Origin of the sequence: Brachybacterium sp. (genome assembly GCF_036379615.1) — a bacterium.
Taxonomy (GTDB): Bacteria; Actinomycetota; Actinomycetes; order Actinomycetales; family Dermabacteraceae; genus Brachybacterium.
Window position 1 is genome coordinate 54,220 of record NZ_DASVGJ010000033.1, and the last position, 22,254, is coordinate 76,473.

Annotated in this window: 20 protein-coding genes; 14 read left to right on the forward strand and 6 right to left on the reverse strand. The window is 71.7% G+C overall.

The window, feature by feature from the left end; all coding sequences use genetic code 11:
• Positions 1–8: 8 nt before the first annotated feature.
• On the reverse strand, positions 9–881 hold the full coding sequence (locus tag VF289_RS05705; RefSeq protein ID WP_330881984.1) for a PTS sugar transporter subunit IIA: 873 nt from the start codon (positions 879–881) through the stop codon (positions 9–11).
• A gap of 195 nt (positions 882–1,076) precedes the next feature.
• Here VF289_RS05705 and VF289_RS05710 point away from each other — a divergent pair, with 195 nt between their 5' ends.
• The 5 genes from VF289_RS05710 (at position 1,077) to VF289_RS05730 (ending at position 7,702) form a co-directional block, all read left to right on the forward strand.
• Complete coding sequence (locus VF289_RS05710) at positions 1,077–2,447, forward strand: M20 family metallopeptidase (RefSeq protein ID WP_330881986.1); 1,371 nt, start codon at positions 1,077–1,079, stop codon at positions 2,445–2,447.
• Between the two features lie 102 nt (positions 2,448–2,549).
• Positions 2,550–4,151 (forward strand): AbgT family transporter, encoded by a 1,602-nt coding sequence (locus tag VF289_RS05715; protein WP_330881988.1) that lies wholly within the window; start codon positions 2,550–2,552, stop codon positions 4,149–4,151.
• A 94-nt stretch (positions 4,152–4,245) separates the two neighbouring features.
• Complete coding sequence (locus tag VF289_RS05720; protein WP_330881990.1) at positions 4,246–5,502, forward strand: hypothetical protein; 1,257 nt, start codon at positions 4,246–4,248, stop codon at positions 5,500–5,502.
• Positions 5,499–6,902 (forward strand): sensor histidine kinase, encoded by a 1,404-nt coding sequence (locus VF289_RS05725; RefSeq protein WP_330881992.1) that lies wholly within the window; start codon positions 5,499–5,501, stop codon positions 6,900–6,902. The genes VF289_RS05720 and VF289_RS05725 overlap by 4 nt, the downstream gene beginning before the upstream one ends.
• Positions 6,899–7,702 carry a response regulator transcription factor gene (locus VF289_RS05730; RefSeq protein WP_330881994.1) on the forward strand — a complete coding sequence of 268 codons (804 nt, stop codon included), beginning with the start codon at positions 6,899–6,901 and terminating at the stop codon, positions 7,700–7,702. The genes VF289_RS05725 and VF289_RS05730 overlap by 4 nt, the downstream gene beginning before the upstream one ends.
• A gap of 27 nt (positions 7,703–7,729) precedes the next feature.
• Here the strand turns inward: VF289_RS05730 and VF289_RS05735 are convergent, their stop codons facing one another.
• Positions 7,730–8,380, reverse strand: coding sequence for a twin-arginine translocation signal domain-containing protein (locus tag VF289_RS05735; protein ID WP_330881996.1), 651 nt, complete (start codon positions 8,378–8,380; stop codon positions 7,730–7,732).
• Positions 8,381–8,632: 252 nt separating this feature from the next.
• Complete coding sequence (locus VF289_RS05740) at positions 8,633–9,178, reverse strand: GNAT family N-acetyltransferase (RefSeq protein WP_330881998.1); 546 nt, start codon at positions 9,176–9,178, stop codon at positions 8,633–8,635.
• Positions 9,179–9,253: 75 nt separating this feature from the next.
• Here VF289_RS05740 and VF289_RS05745 point away from each other — a divergent pair, with 75 nt between their 5' ends.
• From VF289_RS05745 to VF289_RS05760, 4 genes are all read left to right on the forward strand, one after another.
• Positions 9,254–9,829, forward strand: a complete 576-nt coding sequence (locus VF289_RS05745; RefSeq protein ID WP_330882000.1) for a CidA/LrgA family protein — start codon at positions 9,254–9,256, stop codon at positions 9,827–9,829.
• Complete coding sequence (locus VF289_RS05750) at positions 9,826–10,524, forward strand: LrgB family protein (protein WP_330882002.1); 699 nt, start codon at positions 9,826–9,828, stop codon at positions 10,522–10,524. The genes VF289_RS05745 and VF289_RS05750 overlap by 4 nt, the downstream gene beginning before the upstream one ends.
• Positions 10,525–10,872: 348 nt before the next feature.
• On the forward strand, positions 10,873–11,229 hold the full coding sequence (locus VF289_RS05755; protein WP_330882004.1) for a DUF1801 domain-containing protein: 357 nt from the start codon (positions 10,873–10,875) through the stop codon (positions 11,227–11,229).
• 204 nt (positions 11,230–11,433) lie between these two features.
• Positions 11,434–11,958, forward strand: a complete 525-nt coding sequence (locus VF289_RS05760) for an ATP-binding protein (protein ID WP_330882006.1) — start codon at positions 11,434–11,436, stop codon at positions 11,956–11,958.
• 54 nt (positions 11,959–12,012) lie between these two features.
• Here the strand turns inward: VF289_RS05760 and VF289_RS05765 are convergent, their stop codons facing one another.
• The gene (locus tag VF289_RS05765) at positions 12,013–12,816 is read right to left on the reverse strand and encodes an SDR family NAD(P)-dependent oxidoreductase (RefSeq protein WP_330882008.1); all 804 of its coding nucleotides are present in this window, start codon (positions 12,814–12,816) and stop codon (positions 12,013–12,015) included.
• Complete coding sequence (locus VF289_RS05770; RefSeq protein WP_330882010.1) at positions 12,813–13,700, reverse strand: helix-turn-helix transcriptional regulator; 888 nt, start codon at positions 13,698–13,700, stop codon at positions 12,813–12,815. The genes VF289_RS05765 and VF289_RS05770 overlap by 4 nt, the downstream gene beginning before the upstream one ends.
• 181 nt (positions 13,701–13,881) lie before the next feature.
• Here VF289_RS05770 and VF289_RS05775 point away from each other — a divergent pair, with 181 nt between their 5' ends.
• Genes VF289_RS05775 through VF289_RS05785 form a run of 3 tightly spaced genes read left to right on the forward strand, consistent with a single transcriptional unit; the run spans position 13,882 to position 16,765 of the window.
• Entirely contained in the window at positions 13,882–14,655 is a 774-nt protein-coding gene (locus VF289_RS05775) for an MFS transporter (protein ID WP_330882012.1), read from the forward strand.
• 54 nt (positions 14,656–14,709) lie between these two features.
• On the forward strand, positions 14,710–16,071 hold the full coding sequence (locus VF289_RS05780; protein WP_330882014.1) for a TrkH family potassium uptake protein: 1,362 nt from the start codon (positions 14,710–14,712) through the stop codon (positions 16,069–16,071).
• Positions 16,064–16,765, forward strand: coding sequence for a TrkA family potassium uptake protein (locus VF289_RS05785; protein WP_330882016.1), 702 nt, complete (start codon positions 16,064–16,066; stop codon positions 16,763–16,765). The genes VF289_RS05780 and VF289_RS05785 overlap by 8 nt, the downstream gene beginning before the upstream one ends.
• Before the next feature lie 66 nt (positions 16,766–16,831).
• Here the strand turns inward: VF289_RS05785 and VF289_RS05790 are convergent, their stop codons facing one another.
• Positions 16,832–17,815 carry a peptidoglycan-binding protein gene (locus VF289_RS05790; RefSeq protein ID WP_330882018.1) on the reverse strand — a complete coding sequence of 328 codons (984 nt, stop codon included), beginning with the start codon at positions 17,813–17,815 and terminating at the stop codon, positions 16,832–16,834.
• Positions 17,816–18,225: 410 nt separating this feature from the next.
• Between VF289_RS05790 and VF289_RS05795 the strand changes: the two genes are divergently transcribed.
• Entirely contained in the window at positions 18,226–19,989 is a 1,764-nt protein-coding gene (locus VF289_RS05795) for an ABC transporter ATP-binding protein (RefSeq protein WP_330882020.1), read from the forward strand.
• A complete protein-coding gene (locus VF289_RS05800) occupies positions 19,986–22,166 on the forward strand; it encodes an ABC transporter transmembrane domain-containing protein (protein ID WP_330882022.1) in 2,181 nt (726 codons plus the stop codon). The genes VF289_RS05795 and VF289_RS05800 overlap by 4 nt, the downstream gene beginning before the upstream one ends.
• Positions 22,167–22,254 lie beyond the last annotated feature (88 nt).

Sequence of the window (22,254 nt, forward strand, 5' to 3'; positions counted from 1 at the left end):
CGGAGGGGTCAGACGGCGTAGACGCGGCGCAGCACGGCGTCGATCTCCGCCTGGGAGGTGAAGTTCTCGATCACCTCGACCGGCACGCCGAGGTCGCCGAGGGTCTCGGCGATCGCGCCGGAGGTGAGGATGACGTCCGCGTCCGTGGCCCGGCCCTTGGCGGAGATGGTGTCGGTGGCCTGGATGTCCAGGTAGGGCGACCAGCCCCAGCGGTCCAGCACCTGCTCGGCGGTGTTCTTCAGGAACAGGCTGGTGCCCAGGCCGTTCCCGCACACGGTGAGGATGAGGTTCTTGGAGGGGACCGCATCGGGGTCCACGGCATCGGGGTCCACGGCATCAGGACCCGCAGCAACGGGGTCCTCGGCGGCGGGAGCGGCGATGCCCGCTCCGCCGGCGTCTGCTCCGTCGGCGTCCGCCCCCTCGGTCGACGGCCGTTCGGCCCCGAGTGTTGCGAGCACCGCGGCAGGATCGGCTGCGGCATCCAGGGCGCGCCGGCGCTCCGGATCTGCGAGCACCCCGGCCAGGGAGGCGAGCGCCGCCTGATGCGCAGAGGAGTCCGCGGCGGCCAGCGCCATGACCAGCGTGACCGGGTCGTTGGCCGCGTTGCCGAAGGGGACGGGTTCGGCCAGGCGCACGAAGGACAGCGCAGTGCGCAGCACGGAATCGTCGGGACGGGAGTGCGCGAGGGCGAAGCCCGGGGCGATGACGATGTACGGGCCGTGCTCCTCGACGGTGCGGATCATCGCCTCGGTGTAGGCGTCGGTGGTGGCGCCGACGGAGACCAGCAGGTCCCCGGCCTGTCGGATCGCCGAACGCCACTCGGGGGCGGGGGCGTCGAGGACGATGGCGGCCGGGTCGACCAGATCGCTGAGCTGGGACATGGGGAGCTCTTCTTCTGCAGGGGAACGCGGTGGGGGCCTCGAGGCTACGCCTCGCACCGTTCCGGGCCGGTGTCGGGTTCGCGCAGGTCACATGTGAGCGTCCCGGACACCCTGACCGAGCGTTCCCCGACCGGTCCCCGTCCGTCCGCCGAGAGATCTCCGCGGGTCGTCGGGCCGTGGCCTACCGTTACCCGCATGTCCTTCGAGTCGACGCCGCGCGACGGCGCCCAGCACACCGAGGTGTCCACCGCCTACCTCCGCCAGCTCGACGAGGAGCGGGAGACGTCGATGCGGACCTCCTCCCACCCGGGTTCCTCCTTCGCGGGCGCCCCCGAGGCGCTGCACGAGCAGCTCGAGCAGCAGGTCGCGGCCGGCGCCGAGGAGATGGTCGCCCTCATGCTCGACCTCGCCGAGCATCCCGAGGTCGCCTTCGAGGAGCACCGCTCCGCCCGCGCGATCGCCGACGTGCTCGCCGCCCACGGCGTCGAGGCGCAGGTGGGCGTCCACGGCCTGGACACCGCGCTCCGGGCCGAGATCCGTGGCGCGGGCGCCGACCGGGAGGACGCGCCGACGTATGCGATACTCTCCGAGTACGACGCCCTGCCGGGAGTGGGGCACGGCTGTGGCCACAACGTCATCGCGGTGATGGGGCTGGGCGCGTTCCTGGCGCTGGCCGCGCTCGCGACCGCGGACCCGTCGGCCGTGCCAGGCCGGGTGGTGCTCCTGGGGACCCCCGCCGAGGAGGGCCACACCGGCAAGGAGCACATGGCCCGCGAGGGCGCCTTCGGGGGCCTGGACGCCGCGGTCATGGCCCACCCCTATGGCTACGACCTGGCCGATCAGACCTGGCTGGGCCGCCGCACCCTCACCGTCGAGTTCCACGGTCACACCGCCCACGCCTCCGCCCAGCCGTACATGGGCCGCAATGCGCTGGATGCGGCGAGCCTGATGTACCAGGGGATCGGCCTGATGCGCCAGCAGACCCCGCCCACGGATCGCGTCCACGCCGTGATCCGCGAGGGCGGCGAGCGGGCGAGCGTCATCCCTGATCACGCGAAGCTCGACCTGTACGTCCGCTCCCAGCGCCCCGAGACCCTCAAGGAGCTCTCCCGTCGCGTCGAGGACGTGGCCCGCGGCGCCGCGCTGATGGCCGGCGTCGGCGTGAGCATCCACTGGGACGAGCATCCGCCGTCCCTGCCGGTGCGGACCAATGAGTCGCTCACCGGGCGCTGGGTCCTCTCGCAGCGCCGGCGCGGCCGGGACCCGCTGCCCCACGGCGTGGTCTCGCCGTCGCTGGCCGCCTCCACCGACTTCGGCAATGTCAGCTATCGGATCCCCGGCATCCACCCGGTCATCCGGATCTCCTCGCCGGAGGTCGCGCTGCACACCCGCGAGTTCGCGGCGGCCGCCGTCGGCGAGGACGCGCGCACCGCCGCGGCCGACGGGGCCTACGGCCTGGCCGCGACCGTGCTCGACTCCCTCCACGACCCCGCGCTCGCCGCCGCGGTCACCGAGGAGTTCGCCGCCGCCGGCGGCGCGATCGACGTGCCGAGCTACTTCGACTGAGCGTGCGGCGTCGGTCGGCCCGCCTGCCGCGGCCGACCGCCCTGACCCGATCGCCCTGTCCCGATCGCCCTGTCCCGACCCCACGACTCGAGGGAAGCCCCCATGAGCGACACCAGCGCACTGCAGAGGAAGCCCGGCGTCACGGACCGGCTCCTGAACAAGGTCGAATGGGCGGGCAACAAGCTGCCCGAGCCGTTCATGCTGTTCCTGATCCTGTTCGCGATCACGGGCGTGGTCTCCACCGCCATGGCCGCGGCGGACATCACCGTCACCGTGCCCGGCACCGATGAGCCCACCGTCATCAAGGGCCTGTTCACCGGCGAGGGCATGACCTGGCTGACCACCAACCTCGGCGCGAACTACGTGGGCTTCCCGCCGCTGGCCACGGTGCTGCCGATCCTGCTCGCGATCGGCATCGCCCAGCACTCCGGGCTGCTCGGCGCCGCGATCCGCAAGCTGTTCGGCACCTCCCCGGCATGGGCCCTGCCGTACGTGGTGGGCTTCGTGGGCGTGATCTCCTCGATCATGGCCGACTCCGCCTTCGTGGTGGTGCCGCCGCTGGCCGCGCTCGTGTTCAAGGCCGCCGGACGCCACCCCATGGCGGGCCTGCTGGGAGGCTTCGCCGCAGCCGGCGCCGGGTACTCCACCAACATCGTCCCCACCTCGCTGGACGCGCTGTTCGCCGGCATCACCACCTCCGTGATGGGGGCGTTGCCGGGCTACGACTTCACCCCGGTCAACCCGGTCTCGAACTGGTTCTTCAACATCGTCGCCTCGATCATCCTGGGCGTCGTGGCGGGCCTGGTGATCGACAAGCTGGTCGAGCCGCGCATCGTGCGGATGGGCATCAGCCGCGACGAGATCTCGGCCGACGGGGAGGAGCCCGACGCCGCCGGCGCCGCAGACACCACCGACGCCGAGCACATGCGCGCGAAGCTCACTCCGGCCGAGAACAAGGGCCTGCTGATCGCCGTGCTCAGCGCCGTCGGGCTCACCGCGGCCTTCCTGGTCTCGTTCCTGCTCCCGGACTCCCCATGGCGGAACGAGGAGGGCGGCTTCCTGCCCACGTCACCGCTGCTGAGCTCGATCGTGTTCATCGTGGTCGCGTACTTCACCGTCGTCGGCATCGCCTACGGCGTGGTGGTGGGCAGCCTGCGCAGCAGCCGCGACGCGGTGCGGATGATGTCCGACGCGATCAAGGAGATGCTGCCCTTCGTGGTGCTCGCCTTCATCCTGGGCAACTTCATCGCCCTGTTCAACTGGTCCGGGATCGGCACCTGGATCGCGGTGACGGGCGCCGCGGGCCTCGAGGCCTCCGGGCTCGACGGCTTCGCCGCCATCCTCGGCTTCATCCTGCTGGCCAGCGTGCTGAACCTGTTCATCATCTCCGGCTCCGGCATGTGGGCGATCATGGGCGCCGTGTTCGTGCCGATGTTCGCGCTGATCGGCTACGAGCCCGCCTTCACCCAGGCCGCGTTCCGCGTGGGAGACTCCGCCACCCAGGTGATCACCCCGATGAACCCGTACATGATCGTGCTGCTGGGCATGGTGCGGAAGTACGAGCCGAGCGCCGGGTTCGGCACCCTGATGGCGCGGATGCTGCCCTTCGTCATCCCGTTCTGGGTGATCTGGACCCTCATCCTCGCGGTCTTCTTCGTGCTCGACCTGCCGCTGGGCCCGGGCAACGGGATCTTCATGGGCTGAGCCGCCGGCACGGGCGGGGAGGCGTCGTCACCGGGGGAGGCTGTTCACCCGTGCGGGGGAGGTGCGGCGCGGCCGACGGGCGGAGGCTCGAGGCATGGACACACGACCCGCCCCTCGCTCCGACGCCCCGTATCGCTCGCCCTCGCCCTCGCCCTCGCTCCCGCCCTCGCCGGCACAGCCCCGCTCGTCCGCACCGCCCCGGGCATCTTCCCCCTCCCGCACCCTCCGCCGCCTCCTGCTGCTGGGAACGCTGAGCAGCCTGATCTCCGCCGCGCTCGGTCTGCGCTGGCTGATCGTCCCGGAGAGCGCGGTCCTCGGCGCCGAGGCGGTGCCGCCGCCGCTGCTCGTCCTGGTCGGCGCGGGACCGCTCCATACCGCCCAGCTCGTCCTGGCCCTGCTCGGCGCGGTCGTCGGGCTGGTGGGGCTGTCCCGCCCCGCGGGCCGCCTGCTGAGTCGCTCCCGTCCCGCCGTTCCCCTTCTGGTCGTGGTGGGAGCGCTCCAGGTGGCACTGTTCGGTCTGGGCTTCGCGAGCTTCCTGACGCTCGCGGCGACCGGCTACCTGATCGCGCTGGCGATGCCGCTGCTGCTGCTCACCATCGGGGTGCTGCTGGTGATCCACGGGGGACGGGGACGATGGATGGTGGGCGTGCCGCTGCTGGTGCTGCTCGCGCTCGCGGCGGTCGCCGGCGCGGAGCTCATCCTGCACCTGGCCACGATGATGCTGCCGGCGATGCTGAGCCAGGGCGGCGCCATCCTCACCACAGCGCACTTCATCGCCGCCGGTGCCGTCTGGGCCGCGATCGGCGGGTCCGCGCTGCGCGGCACCGGCCACCTCGCGCGGCTCGGGGCATGGACCGTGCGTCGGCGCAGGCTGCTCACCCTGCTCGCGGCCTGCGGGCCGCTGCCGTACGCGCTCGCGCGCCTCACCTGGCTCACCCCGTGGCCGCTGCTCGGCGGGGACCTGGCGGCGGCGGATCCCAGCACCCGTGCCTGGGGGCTCGCCCTGTCGCTGGGCGCCTGGCTGGGCGTGCTGCTCACGATCGGCCTGATCCGTCCCTGGGGTGAGGTGTTCCCGCGCTGGTTCCCGCTGGTGGGCGGGCGGCCCGTCCCGGTGGCCGCGGCAGCGGTTCCGGGCTTCACGATCGCGGCGCTGCTGTGCTTCGCGGCGGCACCGATGGTGCTGGGGGCCTCGACCCTCGGCCTGGCCTCGATGCTCGAGTTCGCCCTGATCTTCCCGTGCTGGTTCTGGGGCCCGATGCTCGCGCTCGCCGTGAGCGGGTACGTCGGCCACCGGCGCTCGACCATCGACACTCGCGCCGAGGGCCCGATCTCCGCGAGGATGGCCGGGTGACCCTCCGAGGACAGGGCAGCCGCTTCGCGTGGCTGATGACGGGCGCGGCGATCGGGACGACCGTCGTGCTCGTCCTCGCGCTCGTGATCCCGTTCGCCCGGGAGGCGCTGGTGAGCATCCCGCAGCTGCTGCTCGGGGTGCTGTGCGCCGTGCTGCTGGGCGGGCTGCTGGGGCTCGTGCCCGGCGTACGGGAGCTCGAGGTCACCGCCGCCCGGTCGATGATCGGCGTGCGGTCCGAGCTGGTCGTGCCGCAGCGGCCGGGCCTCGTGCACCGGGTGCAGGACGTGCTGTGGGTGCAGCTGCACCTGCTGCTGGGAATGGTCGCGGCGGGGTGCCTGACCATGCTGCTGCCTGCCGCGGCGGTCACAGTGGCCGGCGCAGCGGGACTGCACAGCGGGCTGGAGGTGGTCCCGGTCCCGGCCGGGGCGGCAGGTCGCGGCATGCTCGGGGCACTGGCCCTGGGGGCGATCCTCGTGGCGGTCCTGGCCGCCTGGCCGCTCGGGGCACTCGCCGCCTCGCTCGCCCCGCGGCTCCTGGGGCCGACGGCCCGCGATCGTCTCGCCGTGGCGCTGGACCGGGCCGAGCGCGAGGCCGAGCACCTGCGGATCGCGAGGGATCTGCACGACGGCATCGGCCACTCGCTGACCATCGTGAGCATCCAGGCCGCGGCCGGTGGACGCGTGCTGGACCGCGACCCGGAGGCGGCCCGTGACGCCCTGGCCCGGATCGAGGCCACGGCGCGGGACGCCCTGATCGAGCTCGACGGCGTGCTCGCGACGCTGCGCGACGAACCGCTCCGGGAGGCGGGGGCCGCGGAGGCCGGCAGCGAGCAGGAGGGGAGCGGCCGCGATCGGGCCGACGGGCCCGCGGTGCCGGCCGTGCTCCCACCGCTCGAGACGGTGCTCGAGGACCACCGACGAGCCGGGATGGCCCTGCACGCCGACTGCGAGGCGCTGCCCGAGCTGCCCGCCGTCCAGGGCGAGCACCTGGCACGGGTCGTCACCGAGCTGCTGACCAATGCCCACCGCCACGGCGGGGAGGGCCCGGTGACGCTGCGGATCCGGACCGGACAGGACGAGGCGGGGGAGCGCGCAGTGGTGGTGGAGGCGGAGAACCCGCTGGCGGCACCGGCCGACGCAGCCCGCCCGGCGCACTCCGCCGGCCCTGCGAGCGTGGCCGGTGCGGGGCGCTCCGCAGGTGCTGGGCCCTCTGACGGTGCTGGGCCCTCTGACGGTGCGGTGCCCCCGCAGTCGTCGTCGCGCCGGACCGGTGGCCGCGGGCTGTCGGGCCTGCGCGAGCGCCTCGCCCTGTCGGGTGGGACGATGGAGGCCGGCCCGCACGAGAACACCTGGCGCGCCCGCGCCATCGTCCCGATCCTCCTGGAGAGGCCCCGACCATGACCGCCCACGAGACTCCCGCCGAACGCCGGACCGAGACCCCGGCGGAGACTCCTGCCGAGACCCCGGGCGGGACCTCCGCCGGGAGCTCAGCGGGAACCCCCGAAGGGAGCTCAGCGCAGATTCCGCGCTCGGCCGGCCCGCTCCCCGGCGCCGCTGCACTCCGGCCGCCCGTGCGGGTCCTGCTCGTCGACGATGAACCGCTCGTGCGCCAGGGGATGCGCATGATCCTCGAGGCGGAGGACGACCTGAAGGTGGTCGGAGAAGCGGGCGACGGGGCCTCCGCGCTCAGCCTGGTCCGACAGCACTCCCCGGACGTGGTGTGCATGGACGTGCGCATGCCGGAGGTCGACGGCCTCCGCGCCACCGAGCTCGTGCTGCGCCTGTCCGACCCACCGAAGGTGCTGGTCGTGACGACTTTCGAGCACGACGGGTATGTGCTGGACGCATTGCTCGTCGGCGCTTCGGGCTTCCTGCTGAAGCGCGCAGGGGCGCACGAGATGGTGCAGGCGGTGCGCACCCTCGCGCATGGTGACAGCCTGCTGTTCCCGGCGGCCGTGCGCGACCTGCTGCGGCCCCGCGCCCGGACCGCGGAGCACACCGGCCCGGCCCTCACCTCGCGGGAGCAGGAGGTGCTCGAGGCGGTGGCCGGCGGGGCGAGCAACGCCGAGATCGCCGCGCAGCTCGTGCTCGGCACCGAGACCGTGCGCACCCATGTGGCGTCCGTGCTGCGCAAGCTCGGCGCCCGGGACCGCACCCAGGCCACCGTCATCGCCTACCGCACGGGGCTCGTCGAACCGTGAGCGTGACAGCCGGGGTGGTCGGCCGGGTCAGCTGACGATCGTGGCGTCGCCCTGCTGGCCGCGCAGCAGCTGCTCGCGGGTGTAGGCGGTGATGCCGATGCTCTGGGCCCGTCCCGGATCGGAGACCAGGATGTTCCCCTCGGAGTCCTCGCCCTGGGCGACCACGAAGTGGCCGTAGTCCGCATTCTCCTCGCCGAGCAGCCGGCCGTGATGGACGTGCAGGATCACGACCGCGCCGTGGGCGGCCGCCTCCATCCCCTCCTTGAACAGGGCGCGCGTGGCCCGCGCGCCCGTGTCGCGGATCCCCTTCTCGAGGTCCGAGAGGTAGGCGCCCACATAGTCGACGGTCTTGACCGAGGGGTCGTTCCACGGCGAGAGGCCGCAGCGGGCGCGCATCTCCTGCACGGCGCGGGCGTTGCCGCCCACCGCGGCGCCCTCGGTCCCGGAGACGTAGTGCTCGACCGTCCGGCCCGCGGCGACCATCGCGATGACGGTCGAGGTCGGGCCGCAGTTCTCCTCATCCCAGCGCCCGGTGCCGATCTGGTCGACGACCACCAGATCGCTCGCGGCGTGCGCCTGCGAGGAGGCGAACAGGCCGGCCACGGCCGTGAGGCCGACGATGCCGAGGCCGCGCAGCGCGCTGCGACGGCTGAGGGGGGCGGTGAGGGGACTGGTCATCCCGGTGACCTCCGAGGGGCGCATGAGAGGGGTGCAGGGGCGCCTCGAACGGGGACAGCGGACGACGGTCCCGACGGCGGCGGGGATGCGTCCCGCAGCCGTCGAGGGGGTATCCACGCTGGTAGATGGAGCCCGGTCGCGGCAAGTCGGGCGTGATCCTCCGCTCTTGTCGGGCAGACCACAAGCCCTCGGGTGGCGTGCCCCGGGCGGCATCGCCCCAGGTCCTGGCTGTGCTCGGCGTGCGCGGCAGGGTCAGCGAGGCCCCGGAGCGACCCACTCGAAGCAGTGATGTGCACGACCGAAGGCTGTCCTGCGGCCCTTCCTGCGGAAGCCGATCTTCTCCAGCACCCGAGCGGAGGAGGGGTTCTCGACATCCGCCAGGGCGACCAGGCGCGGCCGGGCGAGCGGCCCGGCGGCGGCCGCGAGGCACAGTCGCGCGGCCTCGGTCGCCAGTCCTCGGCCCCACCACGGCCGGGCCAGGGTGTACCCGAGCTCCACGCCGTGCTCCGTGACCTCCAGTCCCGCGTCCCCGATCAGGATCCCGCTCTCCCGCTCCACCACCGCCCAGAAGGCGAAGCCGTGCTCCTCCTGGTGCCGGCCGTACTCGGCGATCATCCGCGCGGCCTCCTCCGGGCCGACCGCTCCGCCCTCACCCACGTACCGCATGACCTCCTCGTCCCCGTACACCCCGTGAGCGGCGGGGGCGTCGGACTGCTCGAAGGGGCGCAGCAGCACGTGCTCGCCGAGCAGCGGGAAGGCCAGGGGCACGGCCGGCCGGGGCGCGGGGTAGAGCGGCATGGGGGCAGTGTGCGGGGCGCCGTCGGCCGTGGTCAACGCGGTTCTTCGGGGCTGGAGCGGGCTACGCTGGCCGGGATGTCACGCGCCGCCCTCCTGCCTCCTGTGCTGCTCGGCCTCGTGGTGCTGCTGCTCGCTCAGCTGGTGGGCCTGGCCGCCTCGGCGCTGCTCGGCCTGCCCGTGCCCGGTGTGGTGCTCGGGATCATGCTCCTCGTGGTGCTCGGCGTGCTGCGGCCCACCCGCGCCGTGGCCCGCGCCGCCGAACCCGCCGCCACCCCGCTGCTCGCGCACCTCCAGCTGCTGTTCGTGCCGCCCAGCGTCGGGATCGTGCTGGAGCTGGAGTCCCTCGCCCAGAACGCCCTGCCGCTCGCGCTCGCCGTCGGCGGCTCCTTCCTGGTGCCGCTGATCGTCTCCGGGATGGTGCTGCAGGCGCTGTTGAGACGCCAGGATCGCCGACGGGGAGGCACGGCCGACGGACCGGCCGACGGACCGGCCGACGGATCGGCCGACGGATCGGCCGACGGACCGGCCGACGGACTGGGCGACGGATCCCCCGACGGTTCCTCTGGCGGACCGGCCGACGGGCCCGGCGACGGATCGGGCGACGAGTCCGGTCCGGGTCCCGTCCCCCAGCTCGGGGGCTCGCCGGCATGAGCACACTCATCCACCTGCCGGTCTTCGGCCTCGCCCTCACACTCAGTGCCTACCTCGTCGCCCACTGGCTCTACCACCGCACGGGCCGGCCCGGGGTGCTCTCGCCCGTGCTGGTCACCACCGCCATCGTGGCGACGGTCCTGCTGCTCACCGGGCTGCCCTACGGGGTCTACCTCGAGCAGGTGAGCCTGCTGACCATGCTGCTCGGACCCGCGACCGTCGCCCTCGCCCTTCCCTTGCTGCGCAACGGACGGGCCCTCGTCGGCGCGGCACCCGCCGTGACCGCGGCGCTCATCGTCGGGGGAGTGTTCAGCATCGCGATCACCGTCGGCGTCCTGACGCTCCTCGGTGTCGGGGACGACCTGCTCCGCGCCGCCCTGCCGCGCTCGGTGACCTCGCCCGTGGGGCTGTCGATCGCCGAGGCGCTGCAGGCCTCCGTGCCGCTCGCCGTGGTGCTCACGATGATCTCCGGCGTGCTGGGCGCCGCCTTCGGCCCTGCCCTGCTGTCCCTTGCCCGGGTGCGGGACGAGCGGGCGCGCGGCTTCGCCGTCGGCCTCACCTCCCACGGCATCGGCACCTCCCGCGTGCTCGCCGAATCCACCGTGGCCGGCGGCTGGTCCAGCGCCGCCATGGTCTTGAACGCCCTGGTCATGACCCTTGTGCTGCCGCTCGTGGCGGCGCTCGTGACGGGCTGAGCCACGAGGGACGCGGCCCGCAGGCTCCTCCTCGAGGCCCACCCGCGATCCGCCCGCCATTCCCGGTGCCCCGCCCACGATTCCCGGTGCCCCGCGCCGCAAGAGTGACAAAGCGGGGGAATAGGTCACCCCTATCGCCCCGCTTTGTGACGCGCGGTGCGAGGTGCGACTCGCAGCGCGAGGTGTGACGCGCGGTGCCGGATGCGAGAGGTGCCGGATGCGAGATGTGGCGCAGCCGGCCGGAGGCCATCTGGGAACGGCCGGCGTTGTGGACGCAGACTGAGCGCCCGGCATACGCTGACATCGCTCCTCCGGACACCGGTGGGAGCGAGCGGAAGCGAGGCACCCATGACGGCGACGATCGACCACGACGCCTACATCGCGCAGGCCCCCGAGGCGTTCCGGCCCCTCCTGCAGCAGCTGCGCTCCACGCTCGCCGGTGCACTGCCGGACGCGGACGAGGTCGTCGCCTACGACATGCCCGGATTCCGGATCGAGGGCACGATCGTCGCAGGGTACGCAGCGTTCACGAAGCAGTGCGGTCTGTACCTCCAGCCCGCAGCCATCGCGGAGCACGCGGAGGAGATCGCGGCCGCCGGGCTGAAGGCAACGAAGACCGGTGTCACGTTCACCGCGAAGAAGCCGATCCCCGAGGAGCTCGTCGAGAAGCTGGCGCTGTCCTCGACGAGAGCTGCCGGAGCCTGACGTCCGAGGCACCGCCCGTCACGGCGTGAGCAAGTGACGCGAGAGCCGGCTGGGATCCGCACGGGCCGGCACCCGGACGGCGGTCGATCTCCATCCCTGATGCGGACCCCATCTGATCTCGCGACGGCTCAGTGATCCTCCGCCCGCGGACCTTCGAGGACGTGCCCCGCGCCGGAGCGCTTCGAGCCCCCGTAGGGTTCCGGCATGACCTTGACGCTGATGTGCGGGCTCTCCTTCTCCGGCAAGAGCACGCTGGCGGGTCGGCTGGCCCAGGCGCTGCCCGCGACCGTGATCAGCCTCGACGCGATCAACGAGGAACGTGGCCTGGACGGCGGCCAGGGGATTCCGGTCGAGGAATGGGCCACCACTAACCGCATCGCCCACGAACGTGCAGGGGCTCTCCTCGAGGAGGGGCGCCACGTCGTCGTCGATGACACCGGGTCGCCGCGCTTCCTCCGCGACGAGTGGCGCGCCACCGCGGATCGCGTCGGCGCCCCGTTCGCGCTGGTCTGGGTGCAGATCGGCCACGATCTGCAGCAGGAGCGTGTCCGCGCCAACCGGGAGAGCCGGAGCCGGCCCGACGTCACGGACGCCGTCCTCGAGGCGCATCGCGCGGGATTCGAGGCTCCGACCGACGAGAACGCGATCACCGTCGACGCCCGGACCACGGCCGATCCGCGCCAGGTCGAGGAGATCGTGCGGCGACTCAGTGCATCGGGCGCTCGTTAGCGGTTCACCAGCCGAGCAGCGCCCGGATCTGCATGGCCACGGGCTCGGAGCGGCTCAAGTGTCGATCATCGCATCGTAGCCCGAGCGGAAGCTCGGGAACTCGAGTGGGCCCAGGAGGTCACGCAGCGCCGCCCCGTCGAGCACCGTGCCTGCCCCCGGATCCGGGACCGTGCGCGGCGGCACCGGCTCGCCGAGACGCTCGGCGAGGTGCGCGACGACCTCGCCGAGACGGGCCGGCGTGGTGTCCACGGCGTGCAGCAGCGCGGGCGGCTGTCGGGCCTCGAGCAGCGCGAGGATCGCCCGGGCCAGGTCGACCTCGTGGATCCGGTTGGTGCGTCGCTCGTGCTCGACGGGGCGCCCCTCGAGGACCGTTCTGATCAGGCGGTCGCGGCCGGGGCCGTAGATCCCCGCCGGGCGCAGGATGACCGCGCCGAACAGCTCCCGCGCCAGCTGCTCGCCCTCCACCAGGATGCGGGCACGCTCGGACCGGGGGAGGGCGGGATCGGCCTCGGTGAGCGGGCGCGAGGCGTCGTAGCCCTCGAGGACGCGCGTCGAGGAGGTGAACACGGTGCGTTGCGGGATCCCGGGGAGCGCGGCGGCGAGATTCTGCAGCGGCTCGCGATAGCTCGGAGCGACCGACGGGGCCAGCGTGATGACCATGGCGTCCACCGCGGGCAGCGGGAAGGGCAGGGGAGCGCTGAGGTCCGCCGCGATCTGCGCGAACGCGGGCGGCAGCGCGCTCGGGTCGCGGCGGAGGGCGTGCACCTCCCCGCCACCGGCGTGCAGCAGCTCCCCGACGCGCACGCCGACGCGCCCGCAGCCCACCAGCAGGGTCCTCATCGGCTTGCCCGTCGTCACCGCTCGCGTGCCTCGGCCGTCTCGTGGCGCGCATCGTCGTCGTGCGAGGCGGCGAGGGAGGCGAGCAGCCGCAGCCGCTCCTCGCTCGGGGAGCCGGGCTCCGCCGTGTAGACGAACAGCATCCACCCGGGCGTTCCGGGCAGGTCGAGGCCCTCGAAGGTGAGCTCGAGCTCGCCGACCTCGGGGTGGAGGATCTGCTTCACGCCCGAGCGGTGGTATCGGACGTCGTGCGCGGCCCAGCGCTGGCGGAAGTCCTCGCTGCGGGTGGCGAGCTCACCGATGAGGTCCGAGAGGTGCGTGTCGCGCGGATTCTGGCCCGCAGTGATCCGCAGCGAGGCGACGATGCTGTCCGCCGAGCGCTCCCAGGCCGGGTAGAAGGTGCGCGAGGCGTCGCTGAGGAACACGAATCGGGCACTGTTCCCGCGCGCCTCTGGATCCTCGAGCATCGGGGCGTGCAGCGCCCTGCCCAGTGCGTTGAGGGCCACCTTGTCCTTCCGCGGGGTCGCGATCCATGCGGGGGCGTCCGTGATCGCATCCAGCAGTCGCTGCAACGAGGGGCGCATCGCGGGGTCGGCCCGTCGGGTGCGTCGGCGCACGGGGCCCGGCCCTGCGGCGCGCGCGAGGGCATGGAGGTGGTCGGTCTCGGCATCGGTGAGGTGCAGGGCGGTGGCGAGGGCGTCGAGGATCTCGGGGGAGACCCCCGCGAGGTCCCCGCGCTCCATGCGGATGTAGTAGTCCACGCTCACCCCGGCGAGGAAGGCGACCTCCTCGCGGCGCAGTCCCGGGACGCGTCGGCGCCCGCCGGAGACGATCCCGGCCTGTTCGGGGGTGAGGCGCGCACGACGGCTGGTGAGGAAGTCGCGGACATCGCTGCGGTGGTCCATCCGGTCAGGGTACGACGAGGGCTGCGCGGGCAGGGGGTACTGGCGGTACCTGGATCAGCGGTCCCTTCCTCGCGCTCGCGCCGAGCGGTGGACTGGGATCACCGGCCAGAACCGCGCCGGGGTGGGCACCTCGATGATGTTCGCGCACCTTCGGCACTCGGGGGCACGGCCCGGGCAGGTCATGAACATGCGCGCGGTGGTCTCGGCCGCCTGGGTCGCAGGCCCGCCGATCGCGACGCCGATCATCGGCTGGTACGGCCCCCGGGCGATCCTGGTCGCGATCGGGGTGGTCGCGCTGCTGAACATCGCCACCACGATGGCGATGATGGCCCACCGTCGCCGCGAGCTCCTTGCGGCCGACGGACCTGCCGCCCCCGTCGTCCACGAGGACGCCCTCTCCCTCGGAGCCGGTGGGATCGCGCTCGTCACCACCGCGTTCGTCCTGCTCCAGGCCACCAACGCGACGAGCATGTCCTTCCTCGCGGTGTACGTCCCGAGGACTCTCGAGATCGACGTGCTGTGGGCGGGCGTCGCGCTCGGCCTCGCGGCAGGTCTCGAGATCCCCGCGCTGATGCTGATCGGTCGGCTCACCGAGCGCTTCTCGATCCTCGGCCTGATCGTCACCGGCTGCCTCGCCGGCATCGTCTACTACGCGGGTGTCGCGGTCGCGACCGGTCCGGTGCTCCTGCTGGTGCTGCAACCGCTGAACGCCTGGTGCTTCGCCGCGATCGGGGGTGTGGGCCTGACCCTGTTCCAGCAGATGATCTCCCGTCCCGGACTGTCCACGGGGCTGTACATGAACACCAGACGGATCGGCGCGATCCTCTCCGGCCCGCTGATCGCCCTGGGCGGGTCGACCGTGCTCGGACTGCGTGCCACCTTCTGGGCCTGCGCGGTCCTCACCCTGATCGGGATGCTGATCATCCTCGCCGCCGCCCGGCGCAGCTCCCCGTGATCTGCGGATCACAGGAGGCTTCCGTCGGCCCGGCGCAGGCGTAGCATTCCGCGCGTGCCGACACACGGGCTGCTGCGCCCTTCCCGCATCGATCGACGACCGCGTCCCACGCGGACCGTCTTCCTGGCCTTCGCCCTCAGCGCCGCCCTGGGGACGCTGCTGCTGATGCATCCGGCCGCCTCCACAGGACCTGGCGGTGCCGAGGTGATGGAGGCGCTGTTCACGGCGGTCTCCTCACTGTCCGTGACCGGGCTGATCGTGGTCGACACCCCCGTCTTCTGGACCGCCTTCGGGCAGGTCGTGATCCTCGCGCTGATCCAGCTCGGCGGCCTCGGCGTGATGACCTTCGCCTCCGTGGTGGGGATCGCCGTGGTCCGCAAGCTGTCCCTGCGCTCGAAGCTCACCGCCGCCGCGGAGGTCAAGAGCTTCGGCATCCAGGACGTGCGCACCCTCGTGGTGAGCGTCGTGCGGATCTCGCTCATCATCGAGGCGATCGCAGCGGTGATCCTCACCCTGCGCTTCGCCCTCACCTATGACGAGACCTGGGGGCGGGCGCTGTGGCTCGGCGTCTTCCACGCCGTCTCCTCCTTCAACAACGCCGGCTTCGCACTCTTCAGCGACAGCCTCATGTCCTTCTCCGATGACCCGGTGGTGCTCCTGACCGCGAGCGGCGCGACGGTGCTCGGCGGGCTCGGGTTCCCCGTGCTCATGCAGCTGTGGAAGCACTCCGGCACCGTGCGGCTGTGGACGATGAACACCCGGATCGTGCTCGCGGCGACGCCGCTGCTGCTCGTGCTCGGCACCGTCTACATCACGGCGCTCGAATGGACGAACCCGGCGACCCTCGGCGGGATGCCCCCTCACCTGCGGATCCTCAACGGCTTCGCGATGTCCGCCCAGACCCGCACCGCGGGTTTCAACACCATCGACACCTCGGCGATGGATCCCGCGACGTGGCTGGGCATGGACCTGCTGATGTTCATCGGCGGCGGCCCCGCCGGCACCGCGGGCGGCATCAAGGTCACCACCTTCGCCGTGCTGTTCTTCCTCATGCTCGGCGAGCTGCGCGGCGCCGGAGCCGTCACCGTCTTCGGCAAGCGCCTCTCCCGGGCGGTGCACCGCCAGGCGATCACCGTCATCGTGATGGCGGTCGGCCTCGTGGTCGCCTCCACCGTCGCGATCATGCTCCTGACCGACTTCTCCCTCGACCAGGTCCTGTTCGAGGTGGTCTCCGCCTTCGCGACCGTGGGCCTGTCCACCGGGATCACGGCGGACCTCCCGACCTCCGCCCAGCTGATCCTCGTGATGCTGATGTTCATCGGCCGCCTGGGCCCGATCACCGTCGCCACCGGTCTCGCGCTGCGCCGCCGGACGCTCCTCTACGACCTCCCCAAGGAAAGGCCGATCATTGGCTAAGCACAGACTCTTCCGCTCCGGTCCCTCCTCCGGCCCGACCTCCGACAGATCGGTCGCGGTGATCGGCCTGGGCCGCTTCGGGCAGTCCCTCGCCCTCGAGCTCATGGACGAGGGCGCCGAGGTGCTCGGCATCGATGCGCGCGAGGACATCGTCCAGTCGCTCAACGGCAGGCTCACGCACGTCGTCCACGCCGACGCCACCCAGGAGGAGGTGCTGCGCCAGCTCTCCCTCCCCGAGTTCGACCGGGTCGTCATCGCGATCGGCAGCGACATCCAGGCCAGCATCCTCGTCACCTCTCTGCTGCTGCGCTTCAGCATCCGCAAGATCTGGGCGAAGGCCGTGAGCGATCCGCACGGTCTGATCCTCGAGCAGCTCGGCCTCTCGCACGTGATCTATCCGGAGAAGGACATGGGCCGCCGGGTCGCCCACATCGTGCTGGGCACGATGCAGGACTTCATCGAGATCGACACCGACTTCGCGATGGTCAGGACCGCGCTGAGCCCCGAGCTCGCCGGGACCCGGCTCGGCGACAGCGGCATCCGCCGCCGGTACGGAGTCACCGTCACCTCGGTGAAGCCCGTGGGCGGCACCTGGGAGCCCGCCACCCAGGACACCGTCCTGCAGGAGGGGGACACCATCGTGGTCACCGGCCCCACGAAGCAGGCGGAGAAGTTCAGCCGGGCGATGTCCTGACCTCTCCCGCAGGAGTGCCCCCGGGCCCGGGACACGAGCCCTCGGCCCGGGCGCACCGGCCCGGGATCAGCTGACGATCAGCCCGCGGTTCCTCTGCAGGGCGTTCAGCAGGGTGGCGCGGCTGTAGCCCTTGATGCCGATGCTCTTCGCGCGGCCCGGATCGGAGACGAGGATCCGCCCGGAGGAGTCCTTGCCCCGCGCCACGACGTAGTGCCCGTAGTTCGCGCCGGAGACGCCGAGCAGCCTCCCATGGTTGACGTGCAGGATGGTCGTCCTTCCTGCCGCGGCGGCATCGGTCGCGGCGGCGAAGGTGACCTGCGAGGCCGCGCCCCGGGTGGCCCCGATGCCCCGTGCCAGGTCGGTGAGGTCCGAGCCGCAGTAGGAGACGCTCTTCTTCGTGGGCTGCCCGGCGGGCGAGAGGCCGCACGCGACCCTCATGCTCTGCACGACCGCAGCATTGCCGGTGATGGTGGTCCGGTACCCGCTGGGGGTCCTGCCGACGGCGATCAGCGCGATCACCGCGGCTGTCGGGCCGCAGTTCTCGGCGCTGAAGGAGCCCGTGTCCATCTGGTCGATCACGACGAGCTTCCCCGAGGAGGAGGAGCCGACGACGCGGCGAACGCCGAGCGCCGACATGGTCAGCGCTCCGGACCGTCCGTCGGCCACCAGGCCCTTCGAGGACTGAAACTTCTTCACGGCGGCGAGGGTGACGCTGCCGTAGTCGCCGTCGACCACGAGGCCCAGCGCCTGCTGCACCGCCTTGACGACCTTCACCAGCTCGGCCTGGGTGATCGAGCCCGCGTGTCCGTCCACCACGAGGGCCCGGTCGGACTGGAACTTCTTGATGGCGGCGACGGACATGGCGCCGAGCTGGCCATCGATCACGCCGTCGTAGTAGTAGAGCCCCCACAGGGACTTCTGGACCCCGGAACTGGACAGGGCGTGGGCGGATGCGGGGACCAGCAGCCCGCCTGCGGTGAGCAGGCCGGCGGTGCCGAGGCCCCGGACCAGGGTGCGGCGGGAGACAACAGAGAACAGTGGCGTCGTCATGGGGGATCTCCGTCGGTGTCATGATCGGAGCGTCTGCCGGTTCCGGTGAACCGTGATCGGCCTCCGATGGGTGGACACCTGCAGTCTCGGGCGGCAGTCTGCGTCGCCGCAGTGCTTCGGGCACCTGTTCATCGAAGCGATACCGGCGCGTCACCGGAGGTGGGCGGCGTCCTCGTCAGGGTCCGATGAGCGTGCGCAGCGCCCTCCCCGCGCCCGGGATCTCCGACCAAAAGAGGATGCGCGGACGAGGCCGCGCAGGCGAGGATGGACCGGAGGCGAGACCGTCACCGGGTCCGGCACCGAGGTGCGAGGACAGGATCTGTCCTCTCGTCGCCCTAGTCTTCGTTCGAGACCCCCGGTCGCTCATCCCGTCGGCCGGGCCGTTCCACCCTGCTCCGGGAGACCACCACATGCTCTGGACCCTGATCCGGCGTCACCTGCGGCCGTACCTGCCGCATGTGGCCGCCGTGGCCGTCCTCCAGCTCGCGACCGTGCTCGCGACCCTCTACCTGCCCAGCCTCAACGCCGACATCATCGACAACGGCGTGGCCACGGGGGACACCGACTACATCTGGCGCGTCGGCGGTGTGATGCTGATCGTCGCGATGATCCAGGTGATCACCGCGATCGCCTCGGTCTGGTTCGGGGCGCGGGTCTCGATGGGCATGGGCCGGGACATCCGCCGCTCGATCTACACCCGCGTGGACCGCTTCTCCACCGAGGAGATGGGCCGCTACGGCGCTCCCACCCTGATCACCCGCGCCACCAATGATGTCCAGCAGGTGCAGATGCTGGTGCTGATGACGCTGAACTTCATGGTGATGGTGCCGATCATGTCCATCGGCGGGATCGTGATGGCGATCCAGGAGGATCCGGGGCTGTCCTGGCTGGTGTGGGTGTCCGTGCCGGTGCTGATGGTGATCGTGGGCCTGCTGGTGACGCGCCTGATGCCGCTGTTCCAGCGGATGCAGGACAACATCGACTCGATCAACTCCGTGATGCGTGAGCAGATCATGGGCATCCGCGTGGTCCGCGCCTTCGTGCGGGAGGAGCACGAGACCGCCCGCTTCGAAGGCGCCAACGCCACTCTCACCGACACCTCGGTGAGGATCGGCCGGCTGTTCGTGATCATGGGCCCGGCCATCACCATCGTGCTGCACCTGGCCACCGCCGCCGTGCTCTGGTTCGGCGGCCACCGCGTGGACGCAGGCCTGGTGGAGGTGGGCGCGCTGACCGCCTTCATGCAGTACCTGCTGCAGATCCTCATGGCCGTCATGATGGGCACCTTCATGTTCATGATGTTCCCGCGCGCGATCATCAGCGGCCGACGCATCGGCGAGGTCCTGGACACCGTCCCCACCCTCGCCGAGCCCGCACAGCCCGTCGCCCTCGAGGCCGACGGCGGCGGTGCCTCCGTCGAGTTCCGCGACGTCACCTTCTCCTACCCCGGTGCCGAGTCGCCGGTGCTGGACGGCGTCTCCTTCACCGCCGAGGCGGGGAGGACCACCGCGATCATCGGCTCCACCGGCTCCGGCAAGTCCACCCTGGTCAGCCTCATCCCGCGCCTGCATGACGCGACCAGCGGCCAGGTGCGGATCGACGGGGTCCCGGTCACCGACCTCGCCCGCGCCACCCTCTCGAACGCGGTGGGCCTCGTGCCCCAGAAGCCGTACCTGTTCTCCGGCACCATCGCCCACAACCTCCGCTTCGGGGATCCGACGGCCGACGACGACCAGCTGTGGCACGCGCTCGACGTCGCCCAGGGCACCGATTTCGTGAAGGACCGCAGCACCGGCGAGGGCGAGAGCGCCGCGACGGGCCTGGAGTCCACCGTCTCCCAGGGCGGGACCAACGTGTCCGGCGGGCAGCGCCAGCGGCTGTGCATCGCGCGCACCCTGGTCGCCGCGCCACGGGTGTACGTCTTCGACGACTCCTTCTCCGCGCTGGACGTCACCACCGATGCGAAGGTCCGTGAGGGCCTCGCACGCAATACCCGGGGCGCGACGACGATCATCGTCGCCCAGCGCATCTCCACCATCACGGGCGCCGACCAGATCCTGGTGCTCGAGGAGGGCAAGGTGGTGGGCCGGGGCACCCACGAGCAGCTGCTCGAGAGCTCGCAGACCTACCGGGAGATCGTCGACTCCCAGATCACCGCGGAGGCGACGGCATGAGCGCGAAGAGGAACACCTCCGCGAGGAGCGCGGCGAAGCAGGACGCGAAGAAGGGCACTGCGACGAAGGGCGCCACCGGGTCCGTGGAGCTCTCCGAGGCGGAGATCCTCGAGATGCAGGACTCGATGAGCAGTGAGTGGGGCGAGTCCGCGCCCCGCAAGGCGAAGGCCTTCTGGCCCTCGGCGCTGCGCCTGGCAGGCACCTTCTCCGATCACAAGCTGGGCCTCACGATCGTGCTCGCCTTCGGCATCATCTCGACCGTGCTCACGGTCTGGGCGCCCACCATCCTCGGCGACGCGATGGACGTCATCTTCGACGGCTTCCTCTCCGGGGAGGGCGTCGCCTTCGACGCGCTCGGCCGTCTGCTGCTGATCGTGCTGGGCATGTACGTGGTGGCCGCGCTGTTCGACTGGCTGCAGGGCCGGTTGCTGAACGACGTGGTGATGAAGATCGTCTACCGCCTGCGCGAGAAGATCGAGGCGAAGGTCAACCGCCTGCCGCTGTCGTACTTCGACACCCGCCAGCGCGGGGACCTGCTCTCCCGCACCACCAATGACGTCGACAATGTCCAGACCGCCCTCCAGCAGGCCTTCGCCTCGCTCGTCTATGCGGTGCTGACCATCGTCGGCATCACCATCATGATGTTCTGGCTGTCCTGGCAGCTGGCGCTGATCGCCCTGATCGCACTGCCGATCTCCGCCGTGGTCATCGGGATCATCGGCGCGAAGTCGCAGAAGCTGTTCACCGCCCAGTGGCGCAACACGGGTCGGCTGAACGGCCACGTCGAGGAGTCCTTCACCGGCCACGACCTGGTGACCGTCTTCGACCGTCAGGACTCGATGCGCGAGCAGTTCGATGAGCGCAACGAGGAGCTGTGGGAAGCCAGTTTCAAGGCGCAGTTCTACTCCGGCATGATCATGCCGATCATGCAGTGGGTGACCTACCTCGGCTACGTCGGCATCGCCGTCGTCGGCGGTCTGCGGATCGCGGCCGGTCAGATGTCGCTGGGGCAGGTCACCGCCTTCATCCAGTACTCGCGCGAGTTCAACGCGCCGCTCGGAGAGGTGGCGGGGATGGCGAACATGCTGATCTCCGGCGTCGCCTCCGCGGAGCGGATCTTCGAGCTGCTGGACGCCGAGGAGCAGGAGGCCGACGGGGAGATCACTACCGGGGGGACGCATGCGGAGGGGTCGCGTGGCGACGGGACGACGCCCGGCGAGAGCACCGATGGGACGACGCCCGGTGTGAGCGCCGATGGGGCGACCTCCGGCGAGAGCGCCGGCGGGACGACCTCCGGCGTGAGCGCCGGCGGGACCGCGCGCGGCGAGCGCATCGAGCGCGCCGAGCTCACCGGCCCCACCCGCGGCCGGATCGAGTTCGACCACGTCGCCTTCTCCTACACACCGGAGAAGCCGCTGATCACCGACCTGTCCCTGACCGCAGAGCCCGGACAGACCATCGCGATCGTCGGCCCCACAGGCGCCGGCAAGACCACCCTGGTGAACCTCATCATGCGGTTCTACGAGATCGACGCCGGCCAGATCCGCCTGGACGGCGTGGACATCCGCGCCCTGGACCGCGGCGCCGTGCGCTCCCGCGTGGGCATGGTGCTGCAGGACGCGGTGCTGTTCGGCGGCACCATCCGCGAGAACATCCGCTACGGCCGCCTGGATGCGACCGACGAGGAGGTGGTCGCCGCCGCGACGGCGACCTTCGTGGACCGCTTCGTGCACACCCTGCCCGACGGCTATGACACCGTCATCGAGGACGAGGGCGCGAACGTCTCCGCTGGTGAGCGGCAGCTGATCACCATCGCCCGCGCCTTCCTCGCCGACCCGGCGCTGCTGATCCTCGACGAGGCCACCTCCTCCGTCGACACCCGCACCGAGGTGCTGGTGCAGGAGGCGATGGCGGCGCTGCGCAGCGACCGCACCAGCTTCGTCATCGCCCACCGCCTCTCCACCATCCGCGACGCGGACGTGATCCTGGTGATGGAGCACGGCGACATCGTCGAACAGGGCTCCCACGAGGCGCTGCTCGAGGCCGAGGGCGCCTACCACCGCCTCTACTGGTCGCAGTTCGCGAGCGGCGTGGACCCCGACGAGGACGAGGCGGTGCTCGAGGGCTCCCTCACCGTCACCGGCGAGGTCGCGGTCACCGCGGCCGAGCCCGAGTAGCCGCCGGCCCACCCCGGCGAATGCTTCGTTCTCAGCCGCTTCCGCGCCCGGAACGGCTGAGAACGAAGCATTCGTGGGCGGTGCCAGG